We start from the raw sequence: 25,675 nt of genomic DNA, 5'->3' as shown, positions 1-25,675 counted from the left end.
ACGCTAGATATTGTGTCGGCAAAGCACCGAATCACAATGATATATCAAAGACTTGCTAAAGTGTTCTTAATTTGTTCCGAGGCGCGACGACGTCTCAATAGCAGCGCGAGGCCGCGATGGCATGGACCCGACGGTCGCCGAGCAGATGGGCGACGAAGCCGTTCTTCGGAAAGATTCTGGCGAAGGCAGCGTCGCGGATGCTGAGGCCGCCGGCATAGGCGCCGAAGGCGGGCATCACGGCACGCATCCCGTCACTGGCAAAACAGCGGCGCTCCATCGAGCGACCGCGCGCGGAGACGCGCGCCTTCGGATGCAGATGGCCGGCGATCTCGCCACTTGCGCCGGTCGGCTCGTGGCGGAAGGTGATCGGGCCGATCGTGACCTCGTCCGCGACGGTGCCGCCGAGATCACGCGGCAGCATGGGATCGTGATTGCCTGAGATCCAGATCCAGTCGCGGCCGCCCTGGAGCGCCGCGACGGCATTGCGATCGTCGGGCGACAGGCGCTCATGCGCGGTGCGGTCATGAAAGCTGTCACCGAGCGCGACGACGATCCGCGGATCATGGCGGGCGATGACGGCGGCGAGCCGGCCGAGCGTCGCGAAGGTATCGTAAGGCGGCAGCAGCACGCCGCGCATAGCGAAACTCGAACCCTTTTCCAGATGCAGGTCGGAGACGACGAGCAGGCGATGCTCTTCCCAGAACAGCGCGCCGGAGAGATCGGCGTGCAGCGCGATGCCTGCGACGTCAACGTGCCGCGTCGAAGTTATCGATACCGCCACATTCTCCGTCATGGCCGGGCTTGTCCCGCCTGCGCGGCCGAAGCGGCTTCGGCGCGGCGAAGGCCCGGCCATCCACGTTCTTGCCGCAGAGACAAGGACGTGGATGCCCGGAACAAGCCCGGGCATGACGTGGAGAGAATTGAGCCCCCAAAAAACATCGCTACAGCAGTCTACGACATCGCCTCTTTGACGAGTTCGTCGGCCGCTTCGGCCAGGAGCTCGTCTGCAGCTTCGCCATAGACTGACTCGCGGCCGATTTCCAGCATTACGGGAACTGCCAGCGGGGAGACGCGGTCGAGTTCCCAGTGCGTGATGCGGCCGTGGATTCGGGCCAGCATGTCGCCGAGACGGCGCAGGTCGAGCAGGCCGGTGGCGGCATCGGCACGCGCGGCGCGCAGCAGCACGTGGTCGGCCTGGTGCTTGCGCAGCACGTCGTAGACGAGGTCGGTCGAGAACAGCACCTGACGGCGGCTCTTCTCTTCGCCGGTGTGGCGGCGCGCGATCAGGCCGGAGATGATGGCGCAGTTGCGGAACGTGCGCTTCATCAGCGCGGATTCGGCGAGCCAAGCCTCGAGGTCGTCGCCGAGCATATCAGGGTCGAACAGCGCGTCGAGGTCAATCCGGCCGTCCCGGATCATGAAGGAGAGATCGCCGAGCGCCCAGATCGCCACGGCATATTCGTTGGCGACGAAGCCGAGCGGCCGCGCGCGGGCGCGCTCCAGCCGGCGCGTCAGCAGCATGCCGAGGGTCTGATGCGCGAGACGCCCCTCGAAGGGATAGCAGACCAGATAATGCTTGTTGGCGCGTGGGAAGCTCTCGACCAGGAGCTCGCGCACCGCCGGCACGCGCGAGACGTCCTTCTGCAGCGACAGCCAGTCGCGCACCTGCTCCGGCAAGCCGCCCCATGCGCGGCCGTCGTCGAGCAGCCGGCGCACGCGCTCGGCGAGATAGGTCGAGAGCGGAAACTTGCCGCCCATATAGGACGGCACCTTCGGGTCCTTGTCGTGCGCGCGCGAGACATAGACCTGGTCCTCGACCAGGGCCTCGTAGCGCACCACCTCGCCTGAGAACACGAAGGTATCGCCGGGGCTGAGGCCCTCGATGAAGGCTTCCTCGATCTCGCCGAGCAGCCGGCCACCGCGCGCGATCACCCCGGTCGAGCCGCCTGCCTTTCCCTGGCCGCCGCCGCGCGAGCGCACCAGCCGCACCTTCAGCATGTCGTCCTCGACGATGGTGCCGACATTCATGCGGTAGCTCTGCCGCACCTTTGGATTGGCGACGCGCCAGCGCCCCTCCTTGTCCTGCTTGATGCGGGCGAAGCGCTCATAGGTCTTCAACGCGTAACCGCCGGAGGCGACGAAATCGACGACATCGTCGAAATCCTGCCGCGACAGGTCGGCGTAGGGCGCGGCGGTGCGCACTTCGGCATACAGATCATCGCTAAGGAACGGCTCCCCGCAGGCACAGCCCAGCACATGCTGAGCCAGCACGTCGAGGGCGCCCGTGCGCAAGGGCGGCGTGTCCTGCGCGTTCTCCGCAATGGCATCGATGGCGACGCGGCACTCCAGCACCTCGAAGCGGTTGGCCGGCACCAGTACCGCCCGCGAGGCTTCGTCGAGTCGGTGATTGGCGCGGCCGATGCGCTGCATCAGGCGCGAGGAGCCCTTGGGCGCCCCGATATTGACGACGAGATCGACATCGCCCCAGTCGACCCCGAGGTCGAGCGAGGAGGTGCAGACCACGCCGCGCAGTCTGCCCGCCGACATGGCGTCCTCGACCTTGCGGCGCTGGGCGACGTCGAGCGAACCGTGATGCAGCGCGATGGCAAGGCCGTCGTCGTTCATGCTCCAGAGATTCTGGAACAGCATTTCCGCCTGGCTGCGGGTGTTGACGAAGACCAACGTGGTCTTGTTCGCCTTGATCAGCTCGTAGATTTCAGGGAGCGCGTGCCGCGCGCTGTGGCCGGCCCAGGGCAGCCGCTCGCGCGTATCGAGCATCTCGACCACGGGCGGCGCGGCACCGCCGGCGACGACGATGTCGGCGGCGGCTTCCTTGCCGTCGGGCTGCGGCACCAGGAAGCGCGCGAGCTGATCCGGCTCGGCCACGGTCGCCGACAGGCCGATCGCGCGCATCTGCGGCGCAAGGCGCCAGAGCCGTGCCAGCCCGAGCGAGAGCAGATCTCCGCGCTTGGACGTCACCAGCGCATGCAGCTCGTCGAGCACAATGCGCTTCAGGGAGGAAAACAGGAACGGCGCGTCGTCGGAGGAGAGCAGCAGTGCGAGCTGCTCGGGCGTCGTCAGCAACACGTCCGGCGGATAGCGCCGCTGCCGCTGCCGCCGCGACACCGGCGTGTCGCCGGTGCGGGTCTCGACCTTGATCGGCAGCGCCATCTCCGCGATCGGCCGCTCCAGATTGCGCGCGATGTCGACGGCAAGCGCCTTGAGCGGCGAGATGTAGAGGGTGTGCAGGCCGCCGGCGCGCTGCACGCTGCGGCCGGTGGAGACGAGGTTGTTTTTCGAGCCCGCGTCTCGTTTGACCGACTGCGCCGACAGCTCCACCAGCGTCGGCAGAAATCCGGCGAGGGTCTTGCCGGCGCCGGTCGGCGCAATCAGGAGCGCCGAGCGGTCCTCGCGCGCCTTCTCCAGCAGCGCCAGCTGATGCGCACGCGGCGACCAGCCGCGGGCTGCGAACCACGCCTGGAAGCGATCCGGCAGCAGCGCGGCCGGCTCGGCCGATGTTTGGAGGATACGGGGCGGCACGGCATGACAGGTAAGCCGTAGGGGTGGCTTCGTCGAGGGGTAGCCCTCCCCGCCCGCGGCAGGGCAATCGTAGATGCGCTGTCCATTTGAGGCACGCTGGTCTCCACATCGTCATGGCCGGGCTTGTCCCGGCCATCCACGCCTTGCACACAGCACGAAGAACGTGGATGCCCGGGACAAGCCCGGGCATGACGACCTCCTGTGAAAGTCCGAATGCAATTCCCCATCCGCCTGTGGCGAGAAGGGCACGAGGTCTCACGCCCCAGCCGGAACTTGGTCCAGAAATCCGGTCACGCTTCTGATGCGGCCGTCCTTCAGCACGGCAAAATCGGTGCCCTTGATCGGGCTGTCGGCGCCATCGGGACCAAGTCCCCACGAAAAGCGGATGTGATCGCCATAGCCGTCGGGCTCGCCAATCAGCTTGAATCTGAAATCGGGAAAGCGCTGCTGCACACCCGCGATCAGCGCCTCGATGCCGTCCCGGCCGTCGCCCTTCATCAAGGGATCGACATAGCGCGCATCCGTCGTCCAGTCTTCGCTGAGCAACTCGCGGCGCCGGCCGGCCGTGCGCTCGTTCCAGAGTTCGATGTAGCGGTGGGCGATGGTGACGGGGTCGGTCATGCTGCTCTCCTTCGATGGCGCCGTGTTGTCCGGCTGACCGCGACTATCGAAGGTTCACGCGCGTTGATCGATTACCTCGGAGGTCATCAACGCGCGTGAGGTTTTCGCAAAATTACTTCGCCGCCGTCACCATGATCTCGACGGTGTATTGCGGGGCAGCCAGCTTGGCTTCGACGGTGGCGCGCGCCGGGGTGTTGCCGGGCGACACCCAGGCGTCCCACACCGCGTTCATCTCGCCGAAGGTCTTCATGTCGGTGATGTAGATCGTTGCCGACAGCAGCTTCGACTTGTCGGTGCCGGCCTTGGCGAGGTGGCCGTCGATGGTCGCCAGGATGTCCTGGGTCTGCTTCGTCACGCTTTCGCCGGCCGCCTTGTTCGCGACGACGCCGGCGAGATAGACGGTGTTGCCGTGCACGACGACCTGGCTCATGCGCGGACCGGTTTCAAAACGCTGAATGCTCATTGGGATCTCCTGGTGGAATGGCGGCCCTGTCTAGCCCAGCACCTCGCGCTCTGCCACCCCGGGCACGCATGCGTGGCCGGGCACGCATGCGGCGGATGGGTCGCCGCCGATGCAAGCGTCGCTTTACGGAAACCGGCTGAAGAACGTCCAGATCGTCTCGGCAGCGTCGATGTCAGCGTTCTGCGGCCCCAGCAGGCCGGCGGCGACCTTCGGGAAGCGGGCATCCGGAGAAAATCCGGGCACGCGATGGCCGCCATGGTTGACACGATAGAGCACGACGTCGTGCCCCCGGGGACAGCGTGAGGAGATCCGCGTGACCGTGGAATGGTCTGCGGGCGCCCTGTCCGGCAAATCAGTCGTCTCGGCGTCGTCGGTCTCGCAGCCATTGAGCCTGCGCCAGAACGCCAGCGTCTCGTCGGTCGACCAGAATCCGTCTGCGGCAAAATAGCTCGTTCCGTGTCCACCGCCGTAGGGGACCAGCAGGTCGGCGGTGCCGTTCATGAGCAGCATCGGGACCGGCCGCGACGGATGGCACGTGACGGCGGCCTCGTCGGTGAGATTCATGATCACACTCGCAGCTGCCGCAAACAAATCGGCGCGCGCACAGGCCATGGTCATCGCCATGGCGCCGCCATTGGAGATGCCCGCGATGAAGACGTGCCTTGCATCGGCCGTGCCGTCGGCCACCAGCTTCTCGACGAGCTTTGCGATGAAGGCGACGTCATCGGTCCCTGCCGGCGGTCCACGCAGGGCGGGCCCGGCCTTCGTTCGCGCGTCCGCCCACGCATTGTTGAGCCCGTCCGGAAAGACCACGGCCAGGCCCTCGCGCTTTGCAACCTGCGGCCAGGCCGTCCGCGTGATCATGTCGGCACCGCGCTGGGTCTTGCCATGCAGCACGATCACGAGCGGTGCAGGCCTCTTGGCCGGCAGTTGCGCGGTGTAGGACCGCTTCACACCGTTGACGTCGATCGTAACGGCGGATGCAGATGAAGCTGCCGCCAATGAAGCGGCCAGCGCCGCGATGCGCATCCATCGCAGCATGATCTAATCCACCGCCTTGGCGGCGGCACGGCCCGCATTGCGGCCCGAGAACAGGCAGCCGCCAAGAAAAGTGCCCTCCAGCGAGCGGTAGCCATGCATGCCGCCACCGCCGAAGCCGGCGGCCTCGCCGACGGCGTAGAGGCCGGGAATGACGCGGCCCTCCTCCCCGAACACGCGGGAGTCGAGATCGGTTTCGAAGCCGCCCAGCGTCTTGCGGGTGAGGATGTTGAGCTTCACCGCGATCAGCGGCCCATGCGCGGGATCGAGGATGCGGTGCGGGGAGGCGGTGCGGATCAACTTGTCGCCGATGTAGCGGCGCGCATTGTGGATGTTCATGACCTGCGCGTCCTTGACGTAGGGATTGGCCATCTCGCGGTCGCGCGCCTCGATCTGCATCTTGATGTGCTCGAGCCTCAGGAGATCGCTGCCGGCGAGCTTGTTCATGGCCGCAACGAGGTCATCGAGCTTGTCGCGGACGATGAAGTCGATACCATGGCTCTTGAACGCCTCCACCGGCGCCGGAGCGCCCTTGTTGGTGGCACGGCGCAAGGTCATGCGCCAGCTCTTGCCGGTCAGGTCGGGGTTCTGCTCCGAGCCCGACAGCGCAAACTCCTTCTTGATGATGCTCTGGGTCAGGATGAACCAGGAATAATCATACCCCGTGGACATGATGTATTTGAGCTGGCCGAGCGTGTCGGAGCCCGGGAACAGCGGCGCCGGCAGCCGCGTACCCGTGGCGTCGAACCACATTGAGGAGGGACCGGGCAGGATGCGGATACCGTGGCGCGGCCAGATCGGATTCCAATTCTGGATGCCCTCGACATAGTGCCACATCCGGTCGCGATTGATCAGCCGCGCGCCGGTCGTTTCCGTGATGCCGATCATGCGGCCGTCGACATGCTCGGGCACGCCGGAGATCATGAATTTCGGCGGCTCACCCAACCGCTTCGGCCAGTTCTGCCGCACCAGCTCATGATTGCCGCCGATGCCGCCGGAGGCGACGATCACCGCCTGCGCCTTCAGTGCAAACTCCCCGACGACGTTGCGGGAGGAGCTCTTGCCGCGCTCGATCGTGTCGGGCGCAAGGACGGCGCCGCTGACGCCATCCACGGTGCCATTGGTGATCGAGAGCGCATCGACACGATGGCGGAACCTGAAGCTCAGCCGGCCGCCCTTGGCAGCCTCGCGCGCGCGGCGCTCGAACGGCTCGACGATGCCGGGGCCAGTGCCCCAGGTGACATGGAATCGCGGCACCGAATTGCCGTGGCCCATCGCGTCATAGCCGCCGCGTTCGGCCCAGCCGACCACGGGGAAGATGCGATGGCCCATCGCGCGCAGCCAGCCTCGCTTCTCGCCGGCCGCGAACGCCACATAGGCCTCGGCCCATTTTCGCGGCCAGAAATCCTCGTCGCGGTCGAAGCCAGCGGTGCCGAGCCAGTCCTGCATGGCCAAGTCGAAGGAATCCTTGATGCCGAGCCGGCGCTGCTCCGGCGAATCGACCAGGAACAATCCGCCGAACGACCAGAACGCCTGCCCGCCCAGCGATTGCTCGCCTTCCTGGTCCACGACGATCACGCGCTTGCCCGCGTCGGCGATCTCGGTGGCGGCAACGAGGCCCGACAGTCCCGCGCCGACGACGATGACGTCCGTTTCCTCAGCCATGCATGTCCCCTCCATGAGTTCCCCCCTGTAGTTGCCCGGGATTGAAGCCAGCGGTTGCAACTGAGATCAAGGGTGCGGCGCGTAAGTCCTCATTAACTTGTTCCGCTTTGGGATAGAGACCGGCCGAGTGCAGCGCGGACGCAACACTGGATTTGAATTTGTTTTGATCGCGCCGGGCTGCCTAGACAAAACCTTGGTTACGACAGACGCTAGCTGTGCATCACCACCTGACACGCAGATTCGAATTCGCTGGGGCGGGGACAATGAAGTTTCTGACGGGATTGCTTGCGGCGGTTGTCCTGATCGCGGGCATGGGGGCTTCTCACGCGGTGGTTCGGATCGCGGATGACCGCGGCGGCCGGATTGGAACCTACGTCGACAAATACCAGGACCTCAGGCAATCGGGCGAGACGGTCATCATCGACGGCCTCTGCGCCTCCGCCTGCACCATCGTCCTCGGCGCAATTCCGCACGACCGGATCTGCGTGACCTCGCATGCGACGCTCGGCTTCCACGCCGCCTGGGATTTCGGCTCCAACGGCCGCGCCATCACCAATCCCGAAGCAACCCAGATGCTCTATGCGATGTATCCCTCGCAGGTGAAGCGCTGGATCGGCCAGCGCGGCGGGCTGACCCCACGCATGCTCTTCCTGAGGGGCAAGCAGCTCGAGGCCATGTACAAGCCCTGCTACCTGGACGCGCAGGCCTCGACGGCCAGGCCCTCGCGCCGATCGCTCCCAAAAACCGAGCAGCTCGAATCCGCTCGGGGTCAGATCCTTCACTGATATTCGCAGCCTGACGGGACCCTTTTGCACCGCCGGCGGCGGCTTGCCCGCAGGCGGCACAACGCCTATCTGAAAGCCTGGGAACCGGGACCGTCGTCCCGATCGTTGTCATGGCTCAACCACTGCATCCAGCGCATCGGCTATCGGACAATTCGCCCACTGCCGGCCGGATGCCATCCGTGCTGCTGTGGGCTGGCGCGGCAATCGGCAGTCTCGTCATGATCGGCGCGCTGGCGCTCTGGTTCCACTATGGCAGCCAGGTGTTCTTTGAAATGATCCGGACCGGCTTTGCCGCCTGCTTCTGACTTGCGATAGGAAGTTTTCCGCCCATGAGTTCCGCCACCCGTCCGCTGGTGATCGCGACCGCCTTCGCTGCAAGCCTCATTGTCGGGCTCCTGATCATGTTCTGGGCGATGGGCGGGGTCAGCAAGGTGGCGCAGCCGGCCGCGATCGGCGGCCCGTTCCAGCTGACCGACCAGAACGGCAAGGCCGTCACCGACAAGAGCCTGAAAGGCAAGCCGACCCTGATCTTCTTCGGCTACACCCATTGCCCCGACGTCTGCCCGACCTCGCTGTTCGAGATCTCGGAAGTGCTGCGCGTGATGGGCAAGGATGCCGACAAGGTCAATGCCATCTTCATCTCGGTCGATCCCGAGCGTGATACGCCGGCGACGATGAAGGACTACCTGTCGAGCTTCGATCCGCACCTCCAGGGCTTGTCCGGTGACCCCGCCGAGACCGCCAAGGTCGTCACCTCCTACCGGGTCTATGCCAAGAAGGTCCCGACCAAGGACGGCGACTACACCATGGACCACACCGCGCTGATCTATCTGATGGACCGCGACGGCCGCTTCGTCTCTCCGTTCAATTTGAAGCGGACGCCGGAAGAGGCGGCGGCGGATTTGAAGAAGTATCTTTGAAGGCTGCGTTCGGGCCCAACTGCTTCCACACCGTCATGGCCGGGCTTGATCCGGCCATCCACGTTGGGCGCGACGGCAAAGTACGCGGATGCCCGGGACAGCCCGGGCATGACGGCCGAGGGACCTTCACCCAGCCACATTCCGCGCTCGCGTTCCCGGCGGGATGGTCTATAAGGCCCTCCGATCCCAACGAAATTCGTTCATCTCCGGCCGATGGCTCCATCGCAACAGGCGAAATCGTCTAAATCTGCCCGTAGCTTGCTGACGGGGCTGGCCGTCGGCGCGTGCCTGCTCATCGGCCTACCGGCCGCGAATGCCCAGGCGCCCGCCAAGCGGCCCCCGGCGGCCCCTCAGGCCACGCCGCAGGTCGTGCCTCAGGCAGCCCCGCAGGCCGTGCCCAGCTTCTGGGACCCGCGCCGGCGACCGGAGCGGCCGGACCTGTCGCGCCTGACAGTGATCCGCTTCCTGACCGAGACCGACTATCCGCCGTTCAACTACACTGGCGCAGACGGCAACCCGGCCGGCTTCAACGTCGATTTCGCCCGTGCGCTTTGCGAGGAGATCAAGGTCACCTGCACGGTGCAGATGCGCCGCTTCGAGACGCTGGTGGACGCGCTCACCTCCAACCGGGGCGATGCCATCATCGCCTCGATGGCGGTAAGCCCGCAGTTGCGCGCCCGCGTCGACTTCACCGATCCCTATTACCGCGTGCCGGCGCGCTTCGTCTCGCGCAAGGACGCGGTGATGCCGGAGATCCGGCCCGAATATCTCGAGGGCAAGAAGGTCGGCGTCATCGCCGGCTCCGCGCATGAGGCCTACCTCAAGGCGATGTTCACCGACGCCGAACTGCATGCCTATCCCAGTGACGATGCGATGCGCGCGGCTTTGCGCAGGGGCGAGGTCGATTTCATCTTCGGCGACGCCATCTCGCTGGCGTTCTGGATCAACGGCACGGATTCCGGCGATTGCTGCGCCTTCTCCGGCGGCCCCTTCGTCGAGAGCCGCTTCTTCGGCGAAGGCATCGGCATCGCCGTGCGCAAGGGCAACGACGTGCTGCGCCAGGCCCTGAACTGGGCGATGTTCCGCGTCTGGGAAAAAGGCCGCTATACCGATCTGTGGCTGCGGTATTTCTCGGTCAGCCCGTTCTAACCATCGATCGTCATTCCCGGGCGCGCGACGCGCGAACCGGGAATCTCGAGATTCCGGGTTCGATGCTGCGCATCGCCCCGGAATGACGACCAAGACCATTTTTGCATTCTGCCGGGAAATCGCTATTTTCCGCGGCCCGGAGGCCCCCTGATGTCCGTTATCGATCTTGCCGCGAACCCGAGCGACCTGCGTGCGCTCGCCGAACAATCCAACGCCTGGCCGTTCGAGCAGGCGAAGGCCATCGTCGCGCGGCTGAAGAAGAGCCCGAAGGACGAGGTGCTGTTCGAGACCGGCTACGGTCCCTCCGGCCTGCCGCATATCGGCACGTTCGGCGAGGTCGCACGCACCTCGATGGTGCGCCATGCCTTCCGCGTGCTGACCGAGGACAAGATCAAGACCCGCCTGCTCGCCTTCTCCGACGATATGGACGGTCTGCGCAAGGTGCCTGACAACGTCCAGAACAGAGCGCCGCTGGAAGCCAATCTCGGCAAGCCGCTGACGCGCGTGCCTGACCCTTTCGGTACGCATGACAGCTTCGGCGCGCACAACAATGCGCGGCTTCGCGCCTTCCTCGACCATTTCGGCTTCGATTACGAGTTCGCGAGCTCGACCGACTACTACACGTCGGGCCGCTTCGACGCGACGCTGCTGAAGATGCTCGCCGCCTACGACAAGATCATGGCGATCATCCTGCCGACGCTGGGGCCCGATCGCCGCGCCACCTATTCGCCGTTCCTGCCGATCAGCCAGACCACCGGCATCGTGCTGCAGGTGCCGATGATCCGGCGCGACGTCGCGGCCGGCACAGTGACCTATGTCGACCCCGATACGAACCAGGAAGTCGAAACGCCGGTCACCGGCGGCAACGTCAAGTGCCAGTGGAAGGCCGACTGGGCGATGCGCTGGGTCGCGCTCGGCGTCGACTACGAGATGGCCGGCAAGGACCTGATCGATTCCGTGAAGCTGTCCGGCGCAATCGCCAGGGCGCTCGGCGCCACGCCGCCGGAGGGTTTCAACTACGAGCTCTTCCTCGACGAGAAGGGCCAGAAGATCTCGAAGTCGAAGGGTAACGGCCTCACCATCGACGAATGGCTGCGCTACGCCTCGCCGGAATCGCTGTCGCTGTTCATGTATCGCGAGCCGAAGGCGGCCAAGCGGCTGTATTTCGACGTCATTCCGCGCAACGTCGACGACTACCAGCAATTCCTCGATGGCTTTGCCAAGCAGGACGGCAAGCAGCAGCTCGGCAATCCGGTCTGGCACATCCACAACGGCAAGCCGCCGAAGGGCGACATGCCCGTGACCTTCCAGCTGCTTCTGACGCTGGTGTCGTCGTCGAACGCGGAGAATGCCGAGACGCTGTGGGGCTTCATCGGTCGCTATCGTCCCGGCGTGAGCCCGCAGACGCATCCGAAGCTCGACGCGATGGTCGGCTACGCCATCAACTACTATCGTGACTTCGTCGCGCCGACGAAGCAGTTCCGGGTGCCGACAGACAGCGAGCGCGCCGCGCTCCAGGATCTACGCGATGCGCTGTCGCAGTTGGCGCCGGACGCTTCGGCCGAGGACATCCAGAACGTCGTCTACGAGGTCGGACGCCGCGAGCCGTTCCTCGATCAGGTCAAGAAGGGCAAGGACGGCCGCCCCGGCGTCACGCTCGACTGGTTCAACATGCTCTACCAGGTTCTGCTCGGCCAGGAGAAAGGTCCGCGTTTCGGCTCCTTCGTCGCCGTGTACGGCGTGCAGAACGCGGTGAATATGATCGACGGCGCGCTGGCGCGGAGCGCGTGACGTAAGTCGCGGACGTGTAGCCCGGATGAGCGCAGCGACATCCGGGTCTGTGCATGCCGCACAAGCAGTCCCGGATGTCGCTGCGCTCATCCGGGCTACGGGCCTCCGCTTTTGCTCAGGTCGACCTCAGCACGTAGCGGCGATTGTCCTTCTGCACCGGGCGCGCGTTCATTGGATAGAGCTTTGCGAACGCCGCGACGTCGGCGCTGGCGACCTGGATCGGGTCGGTCAGCAGCAGCCATTCGACGACCTCCGAGCAGGGCGGCGTCGTCAGCGAGCCGGGATAGCGGAAATAGCTGAGCTTCTGTGGCAGCATGGCGTGAGGATCGATGGTCGCGTCGGCCTTCACGGCAGGCCCTTCCGCCGCCGGCATGGTCTTGACGACCTTGCCGAAGGCCGGGTTCGGTCTGCCCTCGGTCATCAGCACGCCGACCACGGCGAGCCAGCCCGGCCTCGTTGCGATGGACGAAATGCGCCTCCATCGGAAAATTCTTGCCGCCGATCATGTGCTCGCTCGGCCGGTGGAAGTGCACCTGAAGCAATTTGTACTTGACGTTGCCGAGCATCAAGCTGCTGCCTTCGGCGAAGTTGAGCTGGATCGTGTGCCCGTTGTTGACGATGGTGTCGGCGCTCTTGCCCCAGTTCAGCTTCAGAACGGGCAATTGCGACTTGATCGTCGCCTCGATGTCGATCGGCGACTGTTGCAGGCCGACCGCGCAGGCCTGGTTGGCCGCATCGAGATCGCCCCATTTGGCCGGACCGCCGACGCCCTCATAACTCCAATGCGTGCCTTCGGCGGCGAAAGCCGGCTTGCAGAGCGGACATAGCGCAAGACCCGCCAGGGCCTTCAATGCGTGACGGCGATTCATCTTTATCCCCCAAAGACTAACTGGATCGACAATATCGGCTGCAGCCTATGCAAGAGGAGCGGTGAGTCGCAAGGTCGCTGGCTGCAGGCTGCGGCGCGGTGGTGTCACCGCACCTGGCACCATGCCGACGGAAGGCAATCACTGGCTCGCCCACAGGATCCGCGCAATCCACGCCACATCGCTCGCCGCCATCGCGCGTTCGACCGGTGTCCCATCGAGCGGCTGAAGCTCCAGCACCTTTGCAGTGCGGCGCTTCAGCGTCGCGACCGTCACCTCACCCGCTTTGCTTCTCACCACCACGCGATCGCCTTTGCGGATCTGCGCGCCGGGCGAGACCAAGACGATGTCGCCGTCGCGATAGACGGGTGCAAGCGCATTGCCCGAAATCTCCAGCGCAAAGGTGTGGCCGTCCTCAGTGGCGGGAAGCGCGATCTCGGTCCAGCCCCTGCCTGATGGTAGGCCGGCCTCGTCGAAGGCGCCGCTCATCCCGGCCTGCGCGAAGCCGAGCAGCGGCACCGAGCGCCCGTCGCCCGCGCCGTCATGGTCGATCAACTTCGCAAAGCTGTCGATCGAGGCGCCGGCCGCGGCCAGCGCCTTTGCGATCGATTCGGTCGAGGGCCAGCGCTCGCGCCCGTCGGCGGTGATGCGCTTGGACCTGTTGAAGGTGGTGGGGTCGAGCCCGGCACGCTTGGCAAGCCCGGACGGCGACAACCCGGCGCGCGCCGCCAACCGATCCAGCGCGGCCCAGATCTGGTCGTGAGTCAGTATCCTCTGCGCTTTGGCTTGTCTGACCATGGCAGGTCCAGCCCGTCGCAACTCAGGAAAACTATCCTCAAATCAACCGGTTTTCCGTTTTTCGCGCAAGAGGTGGCGAAGTGGTACCGGTTCGCGTCACGAAAACGCGTCAAAACAAGGATCCAGAGCCCCGTTCCGATTTCATCGGACCGGAAAAGACTCTAGGTCTTGAGTTCGGAAGGGACGGCCTTTACGGTCGCGCCCGGGGTTTTGCGGACCCGCGTGAGACGAAAAAACCCAAAGAACTCAAAGAACAAACAAGGCCTGCGAAAGCGGTGGTCAAGATCTACAAAATCTGTCCGGCCTCGGCCTGGCGCGAGGCGGAACGGCAGGGTGTCTACCGGGGCAGCGCGGATGACGCGCGCGACGGATTCATCCATTTTTCGACCGCTGCCCAGGTTCCCGAGACCCTGCGCAAGCACTATTTCGGGCAGCGCGCGCTGTTCCTGGTCGAGGTCGACGGCGACGTGCTCGGCAGCGAGCTGCGCTGGGAGCGCTCGCGCAACGACGAGCTGTTTCCGCATCTCTATGGCGAGCTCGATGTCGGCGCGGTGATCGCGGTGATCAACCTCAACATACGCTCCGACGGCGGTCACGATGTTCCGGAGCTGCTGCCGTGATCCGCGCGTTCGACGCCTTTTCTCTGCCGGTGCTGCGCTGGCTCGATCCCGAGGATGCGCATCGCCTCGCGATCCAGGGCCTGCGCTTCCTGCCGCCGGCCAAGCCGCGTGCCGATGATCCCAAGCTCGCGGTGCGCGCCTTCGGGCTGAACTTTCCCAATCCGATCGGCATGGCCGCGGGCTTCGACAAGAGCGCCGAGGTTCCGGACGCACTGCTGCGACTCGGCTTCGGCTTCGTCGAGATCGGCTCGGTGACGCCGAAGCCGCAAGAAGGCAATCCGCGGCCGCGGCTGTTCCGGCTCGAGCGCGACGAGGCGATCATCAACCGGATGGGCTTCAACAATGACGGTGCGGAGGCGGCTCTGCGCCGGCTTGCAGCGCGTGCGCAGCACGGCGGCATCGTCGGCGTCAATGTCGGCGCCAACAAGGATTCGCCGGACCGTGTCGCCGACTACGTCAAGCTGATCGAGACCTTTGCGCCGGTGGCGAGCTATTTCACCGTCAACGTCTCCTCGCCGAACACGCCGGGCCTGCGCAACCTTCAGGAAGGCGCGCTGCTCGACGATCTCCTCGCACACGTGATTGACGCCCGCGAGCGGGTGCGCCAGAAGGCGGGCGACACGCCGGTGCTGCTCAAGATCGCACCGGATCTGAGCCTTGCCCAGCTCGACGACATCGTGCAGGTCGCGCGTTCGCGCCGAGTCGACGGCATGATCGTGTCGAACACCACGATCGCACGGCCAAGCACGTTGCGCGAGCAGGTGCGGGCGAAGGAGCAAGGCGGCCTGTCCGGCCGACCGCTGTTCCGTCTGTCGACGCGCATGGTCGCGGAAACCTATGTGCGCGTCGAGGGTGCGTTCCCGCTGATCGGCGTCGGCGGCGTGGACTCGGGCGGCGCCGCGCTGACGAAGATCCGCGCCGGCGCCAGCCTGATCCAGCTCTATTCGTCGCTGGTCTACAAGGGTCTCGGCCTCGTCGACGAGATCAAGCGCGACCTGACCTCGACGCTGCTCCGCACGGGGCGGGACTCGCTGGCCGAGATCGTCGGCGCCGACGCGGCGACGCTGACGGCGGAAGACTGGCCGGGGATGTAGTTCTTCGCCTCTCCCCGCTTGCGGGGAGAGGTCGGAATTTGCGAAGCAAATTCCGGGTGAGGGGGACTCTCCGCGCGTCCAACTCTCACCGTCCTTGCGGAGACTCCCCCTCACCCCAACCTTCTCCCCGCAAGCGGGGAGAAGGAGAAGAAAACGTCGCCCGATACAGCACCGGATAGCGCGCCCCCTGCAAGCCGCCGCGGGCGACGTAGAACGCGATCAGCGCGCACCACAATCCGGCATTGCCGAACGATTGCAGCGCCAGCCAGACGCCGAAAAAGATCGCGAGCGACAACAGCATCAGATTGCGCATCTCGCGCGCCCAGGTCGCGCCGACATAGATGCCGTCGAAGCCGAAGGCGAACACACCGGGGATCGGCGCAAGCACGATGAACGGCAGAAACTCGCGCGCGGCGCGGCGAACGTCCTCACTGGCCGTCATGACATTGATCAGGTTGGGGCCGAACAGCGCGAACAGCACGGCGACGACCAGCGCGAAGCCGAGGCCCCAGAGCAGCACCAGCCTGGTCGAATCCGCAAATCCCCTGGCGTCGCGCGCGCCAAAGCTGCGGCCACAGAGCTGCTGGGCTGCGTTGGCGAGGCCGTCGAGGAAGAAGGCGCTGACCAGGAGGAAATTGTTGAGCACGGAATTCGCCGCCAGCGTGACGTCGCCGGCGCGCGCGCCCTTGGCGGTGAAGAACAGGAACACGGCGATCAGCGCCGCCGTGCGGATCATGATGTCGGAGTTCACCGCCAGCAGACGCATCAGTTTTGCGCGATTGAACAGCGTAGCCCTGGGCACCCTGAAGCCACCGTCCGCATAGCGGCGGCAGACGACCACGCCCAGCACGAAGCCGATCGTCTCCGAGAGCAGCGCGGCGACCGCCGCGCCGGCAATGCCGGTGTCGTAGACCAGCACCAGCAGGATCGTCGCCACCATGTTGATGAGGTTGATGACGACCTGAAGCGCAAGGGCGGGATTGGCGCGGGCCTGCCCGACCAGCCAGCCGAGCACGACGTAATTGGCGAAGGCGAATGGCGACGACCAGATCCGGATCATGAAATAGGTTTTCGCCGCGCGCGTCACGCCTTCGCTGCCGCCCATCAGGTCGAACAGTGCGCCGGCCAGCGGAAGCTGCAGCGCGATCAGCGCCGCGCCGATCAGGCCGGCGACGATGAAGCCGCGTACCAGGATCGCGGTCTGCTCGCGCGTCGCGCCGGCGCCCAGCGCCTGTGCGGTGAAGGCGAGCGTGCTCATGCGCAGGAAGCCGAACAGCCAGAACAGGCAGTCGAAGATGACGGAGGCCATCGCGACGCCGCCGAGCAGCGCGGCATCGTCGAGCCGTCCGATCGCGGTGGTCGAGACCACGCCGATCAGCGGCGTGGTCAGGTTCGCGACCATCGCCGGTCCCGCGATGGAGAACACCTGTCGGGAACTGATGCTGGGATGAACCGGCGCGTGCATGTCAGAACACGAGCACCATGCCGTCCTCTGCAGCGAGATGCGGCACTTCGCCCAGACGCGACAGCATGTCCTCGCTCATATGGGTGAGGACGAGCCGCTTGGCGCCGATCGCGGGCAGGTGCTGTTCCAAGGTCTTCAGGCTGAGATGGTTCTTGACCACCTTCTCGTACATGTAGGCTTCCGCGATGAAAAGGTCCGCGCCATGCGCCAGCGGAATGAGCGTCTCCGTCCATTCGGTATCGGCGCTGTAGGCGAGCGTGCGGCCCTCGGCCTCGACGCGATAAGCCAGGAAAGGCCCGCCGGATTCGCCGTGCACGACCGGATAGGGTGTCACCGTCACCGCGCCGAAGCTTCGGCCTTGCTCGGGGGCGAGTTCGACCACGTTCAGCTCGAACCGCTGTTGGGTGCTTGAGGAATGCTCGAACAGCGCTTCCATCACCTGGGCAAGCCGCGCCGCGATGCCTTTCGGACCCGCGATCGTCAACGGCCGCGACCGCCGCGAGAATTGCGCGTCGAGCAGGACAAACGGTAGCCCGCCAAAATGGTCGCCGTGGAAATGCGTGATCAGGATCAGATCGATCTCGTTGCAGTCGATCTCGAGCCGCTTCAGCGCCGGCAGTGCCGACGCGCCGCAATCGATCAGGAAATTGGCCTCGCGCCCGGAGACGTGGAAGCAGGTGTTGAGCCTGCCGCCGGAGCCGAAAGCATCGCCGCAGCCGACAAAGCGCAATTGCATCGGCCGCGAGCCTTCAAAATCTCACCGGCCGCGCGGCGCGCCGAAGACGCGCGAGAGCAGCCAGATCGGGATGACGATGACGGCGCCGAGCAGGAAGTAGCGCCACAGCCAGTTCACGGCATCGAAGCCGAGATCCCAGAGACGCTGGAACAGGAGACGAATGCTGGTGATGATGTTCCAGGGGTCGAAGCCGATCGCGGCCAGCACGACGCCGACCAGGATCGAGAGCAGGACCAGGCGAAACGCGACCGCCAGCGGGGAGCCGCCGAGAAAGCGGTGCAGGCCGTCGCTGCGGCCGGCCGGCAAATCTCTGACGTCTTGGACCATCGCAAACTCCTCAGGGGATTCGACCCCATTATAGGGCACGGCGAGGCACATGGGGAACCCGCAAGCGAGCGTCAATCGGGTTACCAGGGTTTAATTCGGGCAAACGTGTGCCGCGAGCTCCCTGTAACCTTTCCCGCTTGCGGAAGAGGTCGCGCCGAAGGCGCGGGTGAGGGTTCTCGCCTTGGGGGAATCCCACTGCGGAGACAGCCCTCTCCCCACCCCTCTCCCGCAAGCGGGAGAGGGAGCGGACTGCGTTCGCAGCGGCGATCGAACCTGACCTCAGAACGCTTCACATTTCGATCTCCGCCGCTTCCGATTTCAACATCTTCTCCAGCGTTTCCAGCCGGTCGGCCTCGCGCGGCGGCTTGTCCCAGCGCAAGCGGCTGATGCGGGGAAAGCGCATGGCGACGCCGGACTTGTGTCGTGGCGAACGTTGCAGACCCTCGAACGCGACCTCCAGCACGAGCCCCTTGTCGCCCTCGTGCACGACATGACGCACGGGGCCGAACTTTTCCGTGGTGTTGCGGCGGACGAAGCGGTCGATCTGGAGCAGCTCCTCGTCGGTGAAGCCGAAATAGGCCTTGCCGACCGGCACCAGTTCGTCACCGCCATCGCCCTCGGTCCAGACGCCAAAAGTGTAGTCGGAATAATAGGACGAACGCTTGCCGTGGCCGCGCTGCGCATACATCAGCACGGCATCGATGATGTGCGGGTCGCGCTTCCACTTCCACCATTGGCCCTTCGGCCGCCCGGGCAGATAAGGCGCATCGCGCCGCTTCAGCATCACGCCTTCGACGGCGTCCGCATCCTCGCCGGCACCTGCGCTCGCCGGATCAGCGCGCGCGGCGGTCAGCGCGTCCCAGCTTGTAAAAGGGACCGTGGGCGACAGGTCGATCCGGGGATCGTCGAGCTTCCCAACGAATCTCTCCAGCCGTTCGCGTCGCTCGACAAAAGGCAGCTCGCGCAGATCATTCTCGTCGTAGCCAAGCAGATCGTAGGCGCGAAGGTGGATCGGAAACTCCTTGATCAGCTTCGGCGAGACGACCTTGCGATTGAGGCGCTGCTGCAGGACGTTGAAACTCTGCACGCGGCCCTCGCGCAGGATCAGGAGCTCGCCGTCGATGGCGCCGGGCAGGTGCAGCGACGGCACGAGGTCGGGAAAGCTCCCCGTGATGTCCTCGCCGGTGCGCGAATAGAGCCGCGCCGTGATGTGGCCGCGATCGTCCCGCCCCGCGACCGCCTGCACGCGGATGCCGTCCCACTTCCATTCGGCGATGTAGTCGGCGGGATCGAGCGCGGCGAAATCCGTGTCCTCGATCGCATGCGCCAGCATCACGGGCCGGAACGGCGCGGGATCGCGATTGACGGGCTTTTCGGCGCGTCCCTCCAGCCAGGCGAACAGGTCGAGATAGGGCGGGATGAGGCCTGGCCAGATCAGCTCGACCTCATGCGGATCCTTGTCGCCGAGTGCGGCAGCCGCGGTCTTGGCGAGGCGCGCGGAGATGCCGATGCGCAGCGCGCCGGTGACGAGCTTGAGCAGCGCCCAGCGGCCGGTCTCATCCAGCTCGTCAAGCCAGCGCTCGAGCTGCTTCGGCAACTCGGTCTTTCCGAGCGTGCGCAGCGTGGAGACCACCTCGGTCAGGGTCGGTGGTGGCGGGTTGTTGTGGTTGCTTGGATGGAGCGCATCATTGCCATCTCGCCCGCGGTACCCCCCTCCCTGCCCCTCCCCCACAAGGGGGGAGGGAACGGAAAGAGTTTTGCCTCCATCACTCGCTAAACAATTCTCAGCTGTGGTTCTCACTGAAAGCGCGGCACTCCGCTGCGCTCCCTCCCCCCTTGTGGGGGAGGGCGGGGGAGAGGGGTAGCCCGGAAAAGATTCGCTATTGTTTGCGTCGCGCCGAGGCCACATCAGCGCCACCGTCTCCGAGAGGTCGCCGACATAGTCGTAGCTCAGCCCGAACAGCACCGGGTCGGTGCGCGCCGCGATGAGATCGCGGATCAGCGCGGGCTTGGCATGCTTGAAGCTGAGCGCGCCGGTCAGCGCGGCCAGCGCATAGCCGCGGTCGGGATCGCCGACCTCGCGGAAATAGCCGGTGATCAGCCGCAGCTTGTTGTTTCGGCCGGGCTCGTAAGCGAGGCGGTCGAGCAGTTCGGCGAAGCGATTCATGCTTCGGCCTCGTCTGGAATCGGCGTCTCGCTCTCCTCCTCGTCGCCATAGCCGACGAGATCGAGCGGCCGCGCTTTCAGGCCTTTGCTCCGGCACCAATGCACCAGCGCATCTTCCTGGCCGTGAGTGACCCAGATCTCGCCCGCGCCGGTCGCGGCGATCGTCGAGGTAAGGCCGTCCCAATCGGCGTGGTCGGAGATCACCAGCGGCAATTCCACGCCGCGCTGGCGCGCCCGGGCGCGCACGCGCATCCACCCTGACGCGAAGGCGGTGACGGGATCGGGAAAACGCCGCGTCCAGAGATCGGAAGTCGCCGAGGGCGGCGCCAGCGTGATGGTGCCGGCAAGGGCCGACTTCTTCACGCCCTTCACCGGCCTCAGCTCGCCGAGCGCGATCCCGCGGCTCCGGTAGTAGTGCGTGATCTTCTCCATGGCGCCATGCAGGTAGATCGGGGCGTCATAGCCGGCCTGCCGCAGCAGCGCGATCACGCGCTGCGCCTTGCCGAGCGAATAGGCGCCGACCAGATGCGCGCGCTCCGGAAACAGCGCAACGGAGGCCAGCAGCTTCTTCACCTCGTCGGCGGCGTCGCCATGGCGGAATACCGGCAAGCCAAAAGTGGCCTCGGTAATGAAGACGTCGCAGGGCACCAGCTCGAACCGGGCACAGGTCGGATCGGCCGCGTCCTTGTAGTCGCCGGAGGCGACGATGCAGGTCTCCTGGCACGTCACCGCGACCTGCGCCGAACCCAGCACGTGGCCGGCCGGGTGAAATCTGACGCGGACGTCGCCGAGCCGGATCTCCTCGCCATAGCGGATGGCTTGCGTCGAGCCGGCAAAGTTCTCGCCGTACCGCAGCCGCATCATGTCGAGCGTTTCCTGCGTCGCCAGCACCGCGCCATGGCCGGCACGGGCATGGTCGGAATGGCCGTGGGTGATCACGGCGCGCTCGACCGGCCGGACAGGATCGATATGAAAGCCGCCGGGCTTGCAGCACAGGCCGGCAGCAGTTGGCAGCAGGATGTCTTGCGGACGCATGCCTGCTATATAGGTCGCGTCACCGCATCTTCGAGTCATCACCGCTTCGTTCCCCCGGTTCCTCAATGCCCCTGCGCCTGTTCCTGTCCTCCGGCGATCTCATGGCCGATCGCCGTTTCGAGTTCGCGCGCGATCTCCAGCTCAAGGATGATCTGCCCGCGGCCGCGGACCTGCTGGAGCAGGCGATCGAGCTTGCGCCGAACTTCACCTCCGCCTGGTTCACGCTCGGCGAGATCCGTCGCCAGCTTGGCGAGCGCGACAAGGCGATCGCGGCTTTTCGCAAGGCGCTCGACTCCGATCCCGAGGACCGGCACGGCGCCGGCCTGCACCTGATGCGGCTCGGCGACGCACAGATGGCGGAGATGCCCAAGGCCTATGTGCAAACGCTGTTCGATCAATACGCGCCGCGCTTCGAGCACACGCTGATCAACGATCTCGGCTATCGCGGCCCGAGCCTGATCTTCAAAGCGGTGCTGGCCGCGCGCGGCGCCGCCAAGAAGCCGGCCTACTTCAAGCGCACGATCGATCTCGGCTGCGGCACCGGGCTTGCGGCCGCCGCCTTCGCCAAGCAGGTCGACCACTTCATCGGCGTCGACCTGTCACCGCGCATGATCAAGGAGGCTCGCGCGACCAACCTCTATGCCGAGCTCGAGATCGCCGACATGATCGAAGGCTTGCGCACCAAGGCGGACGCGAGCGCAAATCTCGTCGTCGCTGCGGACGCCTTCGTGTATCTCTCCGATCTCGCACCGGTGCTGACCGAAGCTAGGCGCGTGCTCGCGTCCAGCGGCGTGCTCGCCTTCACGCTGGAGACTCATGACGGCGGCGGCATCGTGCTAGGCGAAGGCCTGCGCTATGCCCATTCCGCGGAATATGTCCGCGACGCGATTGCCAAGGCCGGCCTCGAGCTGCTGACACTGGAGCTGGCTTCGCCGCGCATCGAGAACAACGAGCCGGTGCGCGGCCTCGTCGTCGTCGCCGAGAAAACTTGAGTCTAGGCGCTAGCACCGCGCAATTTGAGCGTCATTGCGTCGCAAAGCTGCGACTTCCCACTTGCGAGCTGCGCTGCGATGTCAGCACAATGCCCTCGCTAGGGAGAAACAAATAATGACGAAGAATCCATCGCGGCGCGATTTCAGCGCCGCCGCGCTCGCCACCATCGCCGCATCCACCTTGCCCGCGCCTTATGTCTGGGCCGCAGAGAAGAAATACGACGCGGGCGCCAGCGACACCGAGATCAAGATCGGGCAGACCGTGCCGCATTCTGGCCCCGGCTCGCTCTATGGCGTGCTCGGGCGCATCGGCGAAGCCTACTTCCAGATGCTGAACGAGAAGGGCGGCATCAACGGACGCAAGGTCAAGTTCCTCACCATGGATGACGCCTACAGCGCGCCGAAATGCGTCGAGGCGACGCGGCGCCTGGTCGAGCAGGAGGAAGTGCTGGCGCTGTATGGCTCGCTCGGCACCGCGCCGCAGACCGCCGTGCACAAATACCTGAACTCCAAAGGCGTGCCGCAGCTCCTGCTCAACACCGGCGCGTCGAAGTGGAACAACCCGAAAGAGTTCAAATGGACGATGGCGGGGCTGCCGCTCTATCCGACCGAGGCGCGCATCCTGGCCCGGCACGTCGTCAGCGTGAAGCCGAACGCGAAGATCGGCATCCTCTACCAGAACGATGATTTCGGTCGCGACTTCCTGGGGCCGTTCAAGAAGGTGCTGGCCGATGCCGGCGGCACCGCTCAGGTGATCATGGAGCAGACCTACGATCTCACCGAGCCGACCGTCGATTCCCAGCTCATCAACCTCTCGAAATCGGGCGCCGACGTCTTCTACAACATCTCGACCGGCAAGGCGTCGTCGCAGTCGATCCGTAAAGTGGCCGAGCTCGGCTGGAAGCCGCTGCAGCTTCTTTCCGCCGGCTCGACCGGCCGCTCGATCCTCAATGCCGCGGGCCTCGAGAACGCCACCGGCATCGTCGCCATCCGCTACAACAAGGAGGTCGGCCTTCCCAAATGGGAGAAGGACCCCGACGTGATGGCGTTCGAGGAGCTGCGCAAAAAGTACACGCCGGCGATCGACCCCGACAACACCATCGCCTTTGCCGGCTACGGCCAGGCCGCGACCATGGGCGAAATCCTGCGCCGCTGCGGCGACGAGCTCACCCGCGCCAACGTGCTGAAGCAGGCATCGACGCTCGCGGGCTTCCACTCGCCCTACTTCCTCGACGGCGTCACCTACAGCTACACGCCCGAGAACTACACGCCGATGAAAACGCTGTTCATCTCCACCTTCACTGGCAAGGACTGGGACATCTCCGACAAGCCGATGTCGGAGTAGGCCTGGGGCACGAGGCGAGCGCCGCCGTCTCTTCCCTTCTCCCTTTATGGGAGAAGGTGGCAGAGGCGGCCTTCGGCCGCCGTTATTTACAACGCCGAAGCGAAGCTTCGGCTATGGCGCCGGATGAGGGGCTGCTTCGGCAAACTCACATGTGAAGGTGCTCGCGGAGAGACACCCCTCACCCGTCTCGCCGCTGTGCGGCGAGCCACCCTCTCCCACAAGGCTACGAGATGCACACACCTTTGGAGCGGTCTTTTGCGGCGGGCAAAAAGCCGAGTCTCTTCAATGACCGCTGAGCCGAGGACGTACCTATCTTTCGGTGACCGGGGGTCATCTAAGTCCTTGTCTTTGAGTCGGTTTTCGAGACGTGTGAATCTCGTAGCCCACAAGGGGAGAGGGGAAAAGCGTGCATCCACTGCAATTAGCCCAACCTATACGCAGCCTTGGCATTCACGCCAAACGCCTTGTCCCGCACACGCGGGCCGAGCCTCGCAAGGCAGGCCTCCAGCGCACTCTTGATCTCGCCGTAACCTCCCGCAAGCAGGCACACTGGCCAGTCCGAGCCGTAGATCAGCCTGTCCTCCCCGAAACATCTTGCGGCGTGCTCGACGAACGGAAACAGCCGCTCCGCATCCCAGTCATTCCAGACCGCCTCGGTCGCCAAGCCTGAGATCTTGCACCAGACGTTGCCGCAAGCCGCCAATCCTGCGATACCGTCGGTCCATTCGGCGCTGCCGCCGTCGGCGATCGGCGGCTTGGCAGCGTGGTCCAGCACGAAGCGCGCCTGCGGAAAGGCCTGCGCCGTTGCGATCGCGGCCGGCAGCTCGCGGGTGCGGACGAGAAGATCGTAGGCGAGATCGCGGGCGAAAACAGCCGTGAGGCCGCGCTGCACATCCTCGCGGAGCAGCCAATCCGGATCGGCCTCGTCATGGACCTGGTGACGAATCCCCACCAGCCTGCCGCCGCCAGGCAAAGAGCGCAGGCGATCAAGCGTTTCGTCGAGGGCGCCATCCGTCAGATCGGCCCAACCAACGACGCCGATGACGAAGGGATTTTCGTGCGCGATGTGCAGGAACTGCTCGGTCTCCTCCAGCGCGGAGCGGCATTGCACCAGGATGCTTGCGTCGATGCCGTTGGCCTTCATGAGCGGCGCGAGATCGGCGGGACCGAAGGCGCGGCGGATCGGGCCGAGCTCGTCCGCCTCCATCCAGGGATAGTCGGCGCGTGCCGGGTCCCAGAAATGCTGGTGGCCGTCGATGATCATGCCTTACACTCCGCCCGGCAGCGGCGCCCGGACGTCGACGGACTTACTCGCACGCAGCTCCTGCCAGAACGCGGCCGGCACCGCTTTCTCCGACATTGCGATGTTGTCGCCCACTTCCACGGCATTGCGCGCGCCCATCACGGCGACCGTCACGGCCGGATGCGCCATGCAGAACTGGAGCGCGGCGGCTTTCAGCTCGGTGCCGTGCCTGCGGCAGAGCGCGTCGAGCTCGAGCGCACGCGCGACGAGCGCCGGATCGGCGTCCTGATAGTTGAATTTCGCGCTCGTGTGGGGATTGGCCAGGATGCCGCTGTTGTAGATGCCGCCGAGCAGAATGCCGATATCCTTCGCCTGACAGACCGGAAACAGCGCATCCAGCGCGCCCTGGTCGAGCAACGTGTAACGCCCGGCGAGCAGGAAGCAGTCGACCGGCACGGCCTCGGCGAAGCGCACCAGCATCTCCGACTGGTTCATGCCGGCGCCGATCGCCTTGACCGTGCCGTCCTCGCGCAGGCGCTGCAGCGCGCAGAAGGCGCCGGCGACGGCGGCGTCGTAGTGGTCGTCGGGATCATGCACGAGCAGGACGTCGACGCGGTCGAGCCCAAGGCGCACCAGGCTCTCCTCGACCGATCGCATCACCCCGTCATGGCTGAAATCGAACACCGGCCGCTCCCGCGGCGTGCCCTTGTAGTGCTCGTCCTCGGCGGCAGCGCCATCCGGTGCGCGCAGCAGACGGCCGACCTTGGTCGAGATGACGTAGGAGTCGCGCGGCTGCTGCCGCAGGAATGCGCCCAGCCGCCGCTCGGCAAGGCCAAAGCCATAGAGCGGCGCGGTGTCGAAGAAACGGATGCCGGCCGACCAGGCGCGCGCGATCGTCGCCTCCGCATCGGCATCGCTGACGGGAGTGAACAATCCGCCGAGCGGAGCGGAACCGAGACCGATTGAAGTAACGTCGAGGGAGCCGAGCCGCGAGCGTTTCATTCCCATTTGCCTTC

23 protein-coding genes and 1 pseudogene are annotated in these 25,675 nt (G+C 65.5%); 9 read left to right on the top strand and 15 right to left on the bottom strand.

Annotated features, from left to right (window positions below; genetic code table 11):
* Positions 1 to 94: 94 nt before the first annotated feature.
* The 6 genes from pdeM to IVB23_RS23350 all read right to left on the bottom strand — a co-directional run bounded on the left by pdeM (position 95) and on the right by IVB23_RS23350 (position 7,327).
* On the bottom strand, positions 95 to 793 hold the full coding sequence (gene pdeM / locus IVB23_RS23375; protein WP_247800195.1) for a ligase-associated DNA damage response endonuclease PdeM: 699 nt from the start codon (positions 791 to 793) through the stop codon (positions 95 to 97).
* A 158-nt stretch (positions 794 to 951) separates the two neighbouring features.
* Positions 952 to 3,540, bottom strand: a complete 2,589-nt coding sequence (locus tag IVB23_RS23370) for a ligase-associated DNA damage response DEXH box helicase (RefSeq protein ID WP_197966463.1) — start codon at positions 3,538 to 3,540, stop codon at positions 952 to 954.
* 255 nt (positions 3,541 to 3,795) lie between these two features.
* On the bottom strand, positions 3,796 to 4,161 hold the full coding sequence (locus IVB23_RS23365; RefSeq protein ID WP_061879625.1) for a nuclear transport factor 2 family protein: 366 nt from the start codon (positions 4,159 to 4,161) through the stop codon (positions 3,796 to 3,798).
* A 112-nt stretch (positions 4,162 to 4,273) separates the two neighbouring features.
* Positions 4,274 to 4,624 carry a RidA family protein gene (locus IVB23_RS23360; RefSeq protein ID WP_027575148.1) on the bottom strand — a complete coding sequence of 117 codons (351 nt, stop codon included), beginning with the start codon at positions 4,622 to 4,624 and terminating at the stop codon, positions 4,274 to 4,276.
* 123 nt (positions 4,625 to 4,747) lie between these two features.
* Complete coding sequence (locus IVB23_RS23355) at positions 4,748 to 5,665, bottom strand: PHB depolymerase family esterase (protein ID WP_156505055.1); 918 nt, start codon at positions 5,663 to 5,665, stop codon at positions 4,748 to 4,750.
* 3 nt (positions 5,666 to 5,668) lie between these two features.
* Positions 5,669 to 7,327: an FAD-binding dehydrogenase gene (locus IVB23_RS23350; RefSeq protein ID WP_247800194.1), complete on the bottom strand. Its 1,659-nt coding sequence runs from the start codon at positions 7,325 to 7,327 to the stop codon at positions 5,669 to 5,671.
* Positions 7,328 to 7,590: 263 nt separating this feature from the next.
* Between IVB23_RS23350 and IVB23_RS23345 the strand changes: the two genes are divergently transcribed.
* The 5 genes from IVB23_RS23345 (at position 7,591) to IVB23_RS23325 (ending at position 11,972) form a co-directional block, all read left to right on the top strand.
* Positions 7,591 to 8,112 carry a hypothetical protein gene (locus IVB23_RS23345; RefSeq protein WP_061879628.1) on the top strand — a complete coding sequence of 174 codons (522 nt, stop codon included), beginning with the start codon at positions 7,591 to 7,593 and terminating at the stop codon, positions 8,110 to 8,112.
* A 110-nt stretch (positions 8,113 to 8,222) separates the two neighbouring features.
* Positions 8,223 to 8,417, top strand: a complete 195-nt coding sequence (locus IVB23_RS23340) for a hypothetical protein (protein ID WP_131871839.1) — start codon at positions 8,223 to 8,225, stop codon at positions 8,415 to 8,417.
* Between the two features lie 24 nt (positions 8,418 to 8,441).
* On the top strand, positions 8,442 to 9,032 hold the full coding sequence (locus IVB23_RS23335) for an SCO family protein (RefSeq protein ID WP_197966460.1): 591 nt from the start codon (positions 8,442 to 8,444) through the stop codon (positions 9,030 to 9,032).
* A 213-nt stretch (positions 9,033 to 9,245) separates the two neighbouring features.
* Positions 9,246 to 10,181: a transporter substrate-binding domain-containing protein gene (locus IVB23_RS23330; protein WP_247800192.1), complete on the top strand. Its 936-nt coding sequence runs from the start codon at positions 9,246 to 9,248 to the stop codon at positions 10,179 to 10,181.
* Positions 10,182 to 10,331: 150 nt separating this feature from the next.
* Positions 10,332 to 11,972, top strand: a complete 1,641-nt coding sequence (locus IVB23_RS23325; RefSeq protein WP_247800191.1) for a lysine--tRNA ligase — start codon at positions 10,332 to 10,334, stop codon at positions 11,970 to 11,972.
* A gap of 115 nt (positions 11,973 to 12,087) precedes the next feature.
* Here the strand turns inward: IVB23_RS23325 and IVB23_RS23320 are convergent.
* Both IVB23_RS23320 and IVB23_RS23315 read right to left on the bottom strand, forming a co-directional pair.
* Positions 12,088 to 12,841, bottom strand: a pseudogene (locus tag IVB23_RS23320) (carbonic anhydrase family protein).
* 138 nt (positions 12,842 to 12,979) lie between these two features.
* Positions 12,980 to 13,636 (bottom strand): helix-turn-helix transcriptional regulator, encoded by a 657-nt coding sequence (locus IVB23_RS23315; RefSeq protein WP_247800190.1) that lies wholly within the window; start codon positions 13,634 to 13,636, stop codon positions 12,980 to 12,982.
* A 275-nt stretch (positions 13,637 to 13,911) separates the two neighbouring features.
* Here IVB23_RS23315 and IVB23_RS23310 point away from each other — a divergent pair, with 275 nt between their 5' ends.
* Both IVB23_RS23310 and IVB23_RS23305 read left to right on the top strand, forming a co-directional pair.
* On the top strand, positions 13,912 to 14,256 hold the full coding sequence (locus IVB23_RS23310; protein WP_061879635.1) for a DUF952 domain-containing protein: 345 nt from the start codon (positions 13,912 to 13,914) through the stop codon (positions 14,254 to 14,256).
* The gene (locus IVB23_RS23305) at positions 14,253 to 15,350 is read left to right on the top strand and encodes a quinone-dependent dihydroorotate dehydrogenase (protein ID WP_061879636.1); all 1,098 of its coding nucleotides are present in this window, start codon (positions 14,253 to 14,255) and stop codon (positions 15,348 to 15,350) included. Before IVB23_RS23310 ends, IVB23_RS23305 begins: the two co-directional genes overlap by 4 nt.
* Before the next feature lie 85 nt (positions 15,351 to 15,435).
* On the opposite strand, the gene IVB23_RS23300 is transcribed toward IVB23_RS23305, so the two are convergent.
* The 5 genes from IVB23_RS23300 to IVB23_RS23280 form a co-directional block, all read right to left on the bottom strand.
* The gene (locus IVB23_RS23300; RefSeq protein WP_247800189.1) at positions 15,436 to 16,815 is read right to left on the bottom strand and encodes an MATE family efflux transporter; all 1,380 of its coding nucleotides are present in this window, start codon (positions 16,813 to 16,815) and stop codon (positions 15,436 to 15,438) included.
* A 1-nt stretch (position 16,816) separates the two neighbouring features.
* A complete protein-coding gene (locus tag IVB23_RS23295) occupies positions 16,817 to 17,551 on the bottom strand; it encodes an MBL fold metallo-hydrolase (RefSeq protein ID WP_247800187.1) in 735 nt (244 codons plus the stop codon).
* 21 nt (positions 17,552 to 17,572) lie between these two features.
* Positions 17,573 to 17,878: a DUF6460 domain-containing protein gene (locus tag IVB23_RS23290; RefSeq protein WP_028181545.1), complete on the bottom strand. Its 306-nt coding sequence runs from the start codon at positions 17,876 to 17,878 to the stop codon at positions 17,573 to 17,575.
* 289 nt (positions 17,879 to 18,167) lie between these two features.
* Complete coding sequence (locus tag IVB23_RS23285; RefSeq protein ID WP_247800185.1) at positions 18,168 to 20,045, bottom strand: cisplatin damage response ATP-dependent DNA ligase; 1,878 nt, start codon at positions 20,043 to 20,045, stop codon at positions 18,168 to 18,170.
* The gene (locus tag IVB23_RS23280; RefSeq protein ID WP_247804954.1) at positions 20,042 to 21,079 is read right to left on the bottom strand and encodes a ligase-associated DNA damage response exonuclease; all 1,038 of its coding nucleotides are present in this window, start codon (positions 21,077 to 21,079) and stop codon (positions 20,042 to 20,044) included. Before IVB23_RS23280 ends, IVB23_RS23285 begins: the two co-directional genes overlap by 4 nt.
* Positions 21,080 to 21,144: 65 nt before the next feature.
* Here IVB23_RS23280 and IVB23_RS23275 point away from each other — a divergent pair, with 65 nt between their 5' ends.
* Together IVB23_RS23275 and IVB23_RS23270 are read left to right on the top strand one after the other, a co-directional pair.
* Entirely contained in the window at positions 21,145 to 22,071 is a 927-nt protein-coding gene (locus IVB23_RS23275; RefSeq protein ID WP_247800183.1) for a methyltransferase domain-containing protein, read from the top strand.
* 115 nt (positions 22,072 to 22,186) lie between these two features.
* Positions 22,187 to 23,416 carry an ABC transporter substrate-binding protein gene (locus IVB23_RS23270; protein ID WP_061879642.1) on the top strand — a complete coding sequence of 410 codons (1,230 nt, stop codon included), beginning with the start codon at positions 22,187 to 22,189 and terminating at the stop codon, positions 23,414 to 23,416.
* Between the two features lie 421 nt (positions 23,417 to 23,837).
* On the opposite strand, the gene IVB23_RS23265 is transcribed toward IVB23_RS23270, so the two are convergent.
* Both IVB23_RS23265 and IVB23_RS23260 read right to left on the bottom strand, forming a co-directional pair.
* Entirely contained in the window at positions 23,838 to 24,680 is an 843-nt protein-coding gene (locus tag IVB23_RS23265) for an amidohydrolase family protein (protein WP_247800182.1), read from the bottom strand.
* A gap of 3 nt (positions 24,681 to 24,683) precedes the next feature.
* On the bottom strand, positions 24,684 to 25,661 hold the full coding sequence (locus tag IVB23_RS23260; protein WP_247804953.1) for an aldo/keto reductase: 978 nt from the start codon (positions 25,659 to 25,661) through the stop codon (positions 24,684 to 24,686).
* Positions 25,662 to 25,675 lie beyond the last annotated feature (14 nt).

This window comes from Bradyrhizobium sp. 191 (assembly GCF_023100985.1).
GTDB lineage: Bacteria > Pseudomonadota > Alphaproteobacteria > Rhizobiales > Xanthobacteraceae > Bradyrhizobium > Bradyrhizobium diversitatis.
This window is presented reverse-complemented; position numbering and strand designations above follow the sequence as displayed.

Excerpts from the sequence above, each read along its gene's own strand:
- pdeM (WP_247800195.1), bottom strand. The coding sequence starts at position 793 with ATGACGGAGAATGTGGCGGTATCGATAACTTCGACGCGGCACGTTGAC.
- IVB23_RS23365 (WP_061879625.1), bottom strand. The coding sequence starts at position 4,161 with ATGACCGACCCCGTCACCATCGCCCACCGCTACATCGAACTCTGGAAC.
- IVB23_RS23360 (WP_027575148.1), bottom strand. The coding sequence starts at position 4,624 with ATGAGCATTCAGCGTTTTGAAACCGGTCCGCGCATGAGCCAGGTCGTC.
- IVB23_RS23355 (WP_156505055.1), bottom strand. The coding sequence starts at position 5,665 with ATGCTGCGATGGATGCGCATCGCGGCGCTGGCCGCTTCATTGGCGGCA.
- IVB23_RS23350 (WP_247800194.1), bottom strand. The coding sequence starts at position 7,327 with ATGGCTGAGGAAACGGACGTCATCGTCGTCGGCGCGGGACTGTCGGGC.
- IVB23_RS23345 (WP_061879628.1), top strand. The coding sequence starts at position 7,591 with ATGAAGTTTCTGACGGGATTGCTTGCGGCGGTTGTCCTGATCGCGGGC.
- IVB23_RS23340 (WP_131871839.1), top strand. The coding sequence starts at position 8,223 with ATGGCTCAACCACTGCATCCAGCGCATCGGCTATCGGACAATTCGCCC.
- IVB23_RS23335 (WP_197966460.1), top strand. The coding sequence starts at position 8,442 with ATGAGTTCCGCCACCCGTCCGCTGGTGATCGCGACCGCCTTCGCTGCA.
- IVB23_RS23330 (WP_247800192.1), top strand. The coding sequence starts at position 9,246 with ATGGCTCCATCGCAACAGGCGAAATCGTCTAAATCTGCCCGTAGCTTG.
- IVB23_RS23325 (WP_247800191.1), top strand. The coding sequence starts at position 10,332 with ATGTCCGTTATCGATCTTGCCGCGAACCCGAGCGACCTGCGTGCGCTC.
- IVB23_RS23315 (WP_247800190.1), bottom strand. The coding sequence starts at position 13,636 with ATGGTCAGACAAGCCAAAGCGCAGAGGATACTGACTCACGACCAGATC.
- IVB23_RS23300 (WP_247800189.1), bottom strand. The coding sequence starts at position 16,815 with ATGCACGCGCCGGTTCATCCCAGCATCAGTTCCCGACAGGTGTTCTCC.
- IVB23_RS23295 (WP_247800187.1), bottom strand. The coding sequence starts at position 17,551 with ATGCAATTGCGCTTTGTCGGCTGCGGCGATGCTTTCGGCTCCGGCGGC.
- IVB23_RS23290 (WP_028181545.1), bottom strand. The coding sequence starts at position 17,878 with ATGGTCCAAGACGTCAGAGATTTGCCGGCCGGCCGCAGCGACGGCCTG.
- IVB23_RS23285 (WP_247800185.1), bottom strand. The coding sequence starts at position 20,045 with ATGAATCGCTTCGCCGAACTGCTCGACCGCCTCGCTTACGAGCCCGGC.
- IVB23_RS23280 (WP_247804954.1), bottom strand. The coding sequence starts at position 21,079 with ATGCGTCCGCAAGACATCCTGCTGCCAACTGCTGCCGGCCTGTGCTGC.
- IVB23_RS23275 (WP_247800183.1), top strand. The coding sequence starts at position 21,145 with ATGCCCCTGCGCCTGTTCCTGTCCTCCGGCGATCTCATGGCCGATCGC.
- IVB23_RS23270 (WP_061879642.1), top strand. The coding sequence starts at position 22,187 with ATGACGAAGAATCCATCGCGGCGCGATTTCAGCGCCGCCGCGCTCGCC.
- IVB23_RS23265 (WP_247800182.1), bottom strand. The coding sequence starts at position 24,680 with ATGATCATCGACGGCCACCAGCATTTCTGGGACCCGGCACGCGCCGAC.
- IVB23_RS23260 (WP_247804953.1), bottom strand. The coding sequence starts at position 25,661 with ATGAAACGCTCGCGGCTCGGCTCCCTCGACGTTACTTCAATCGGTCTC.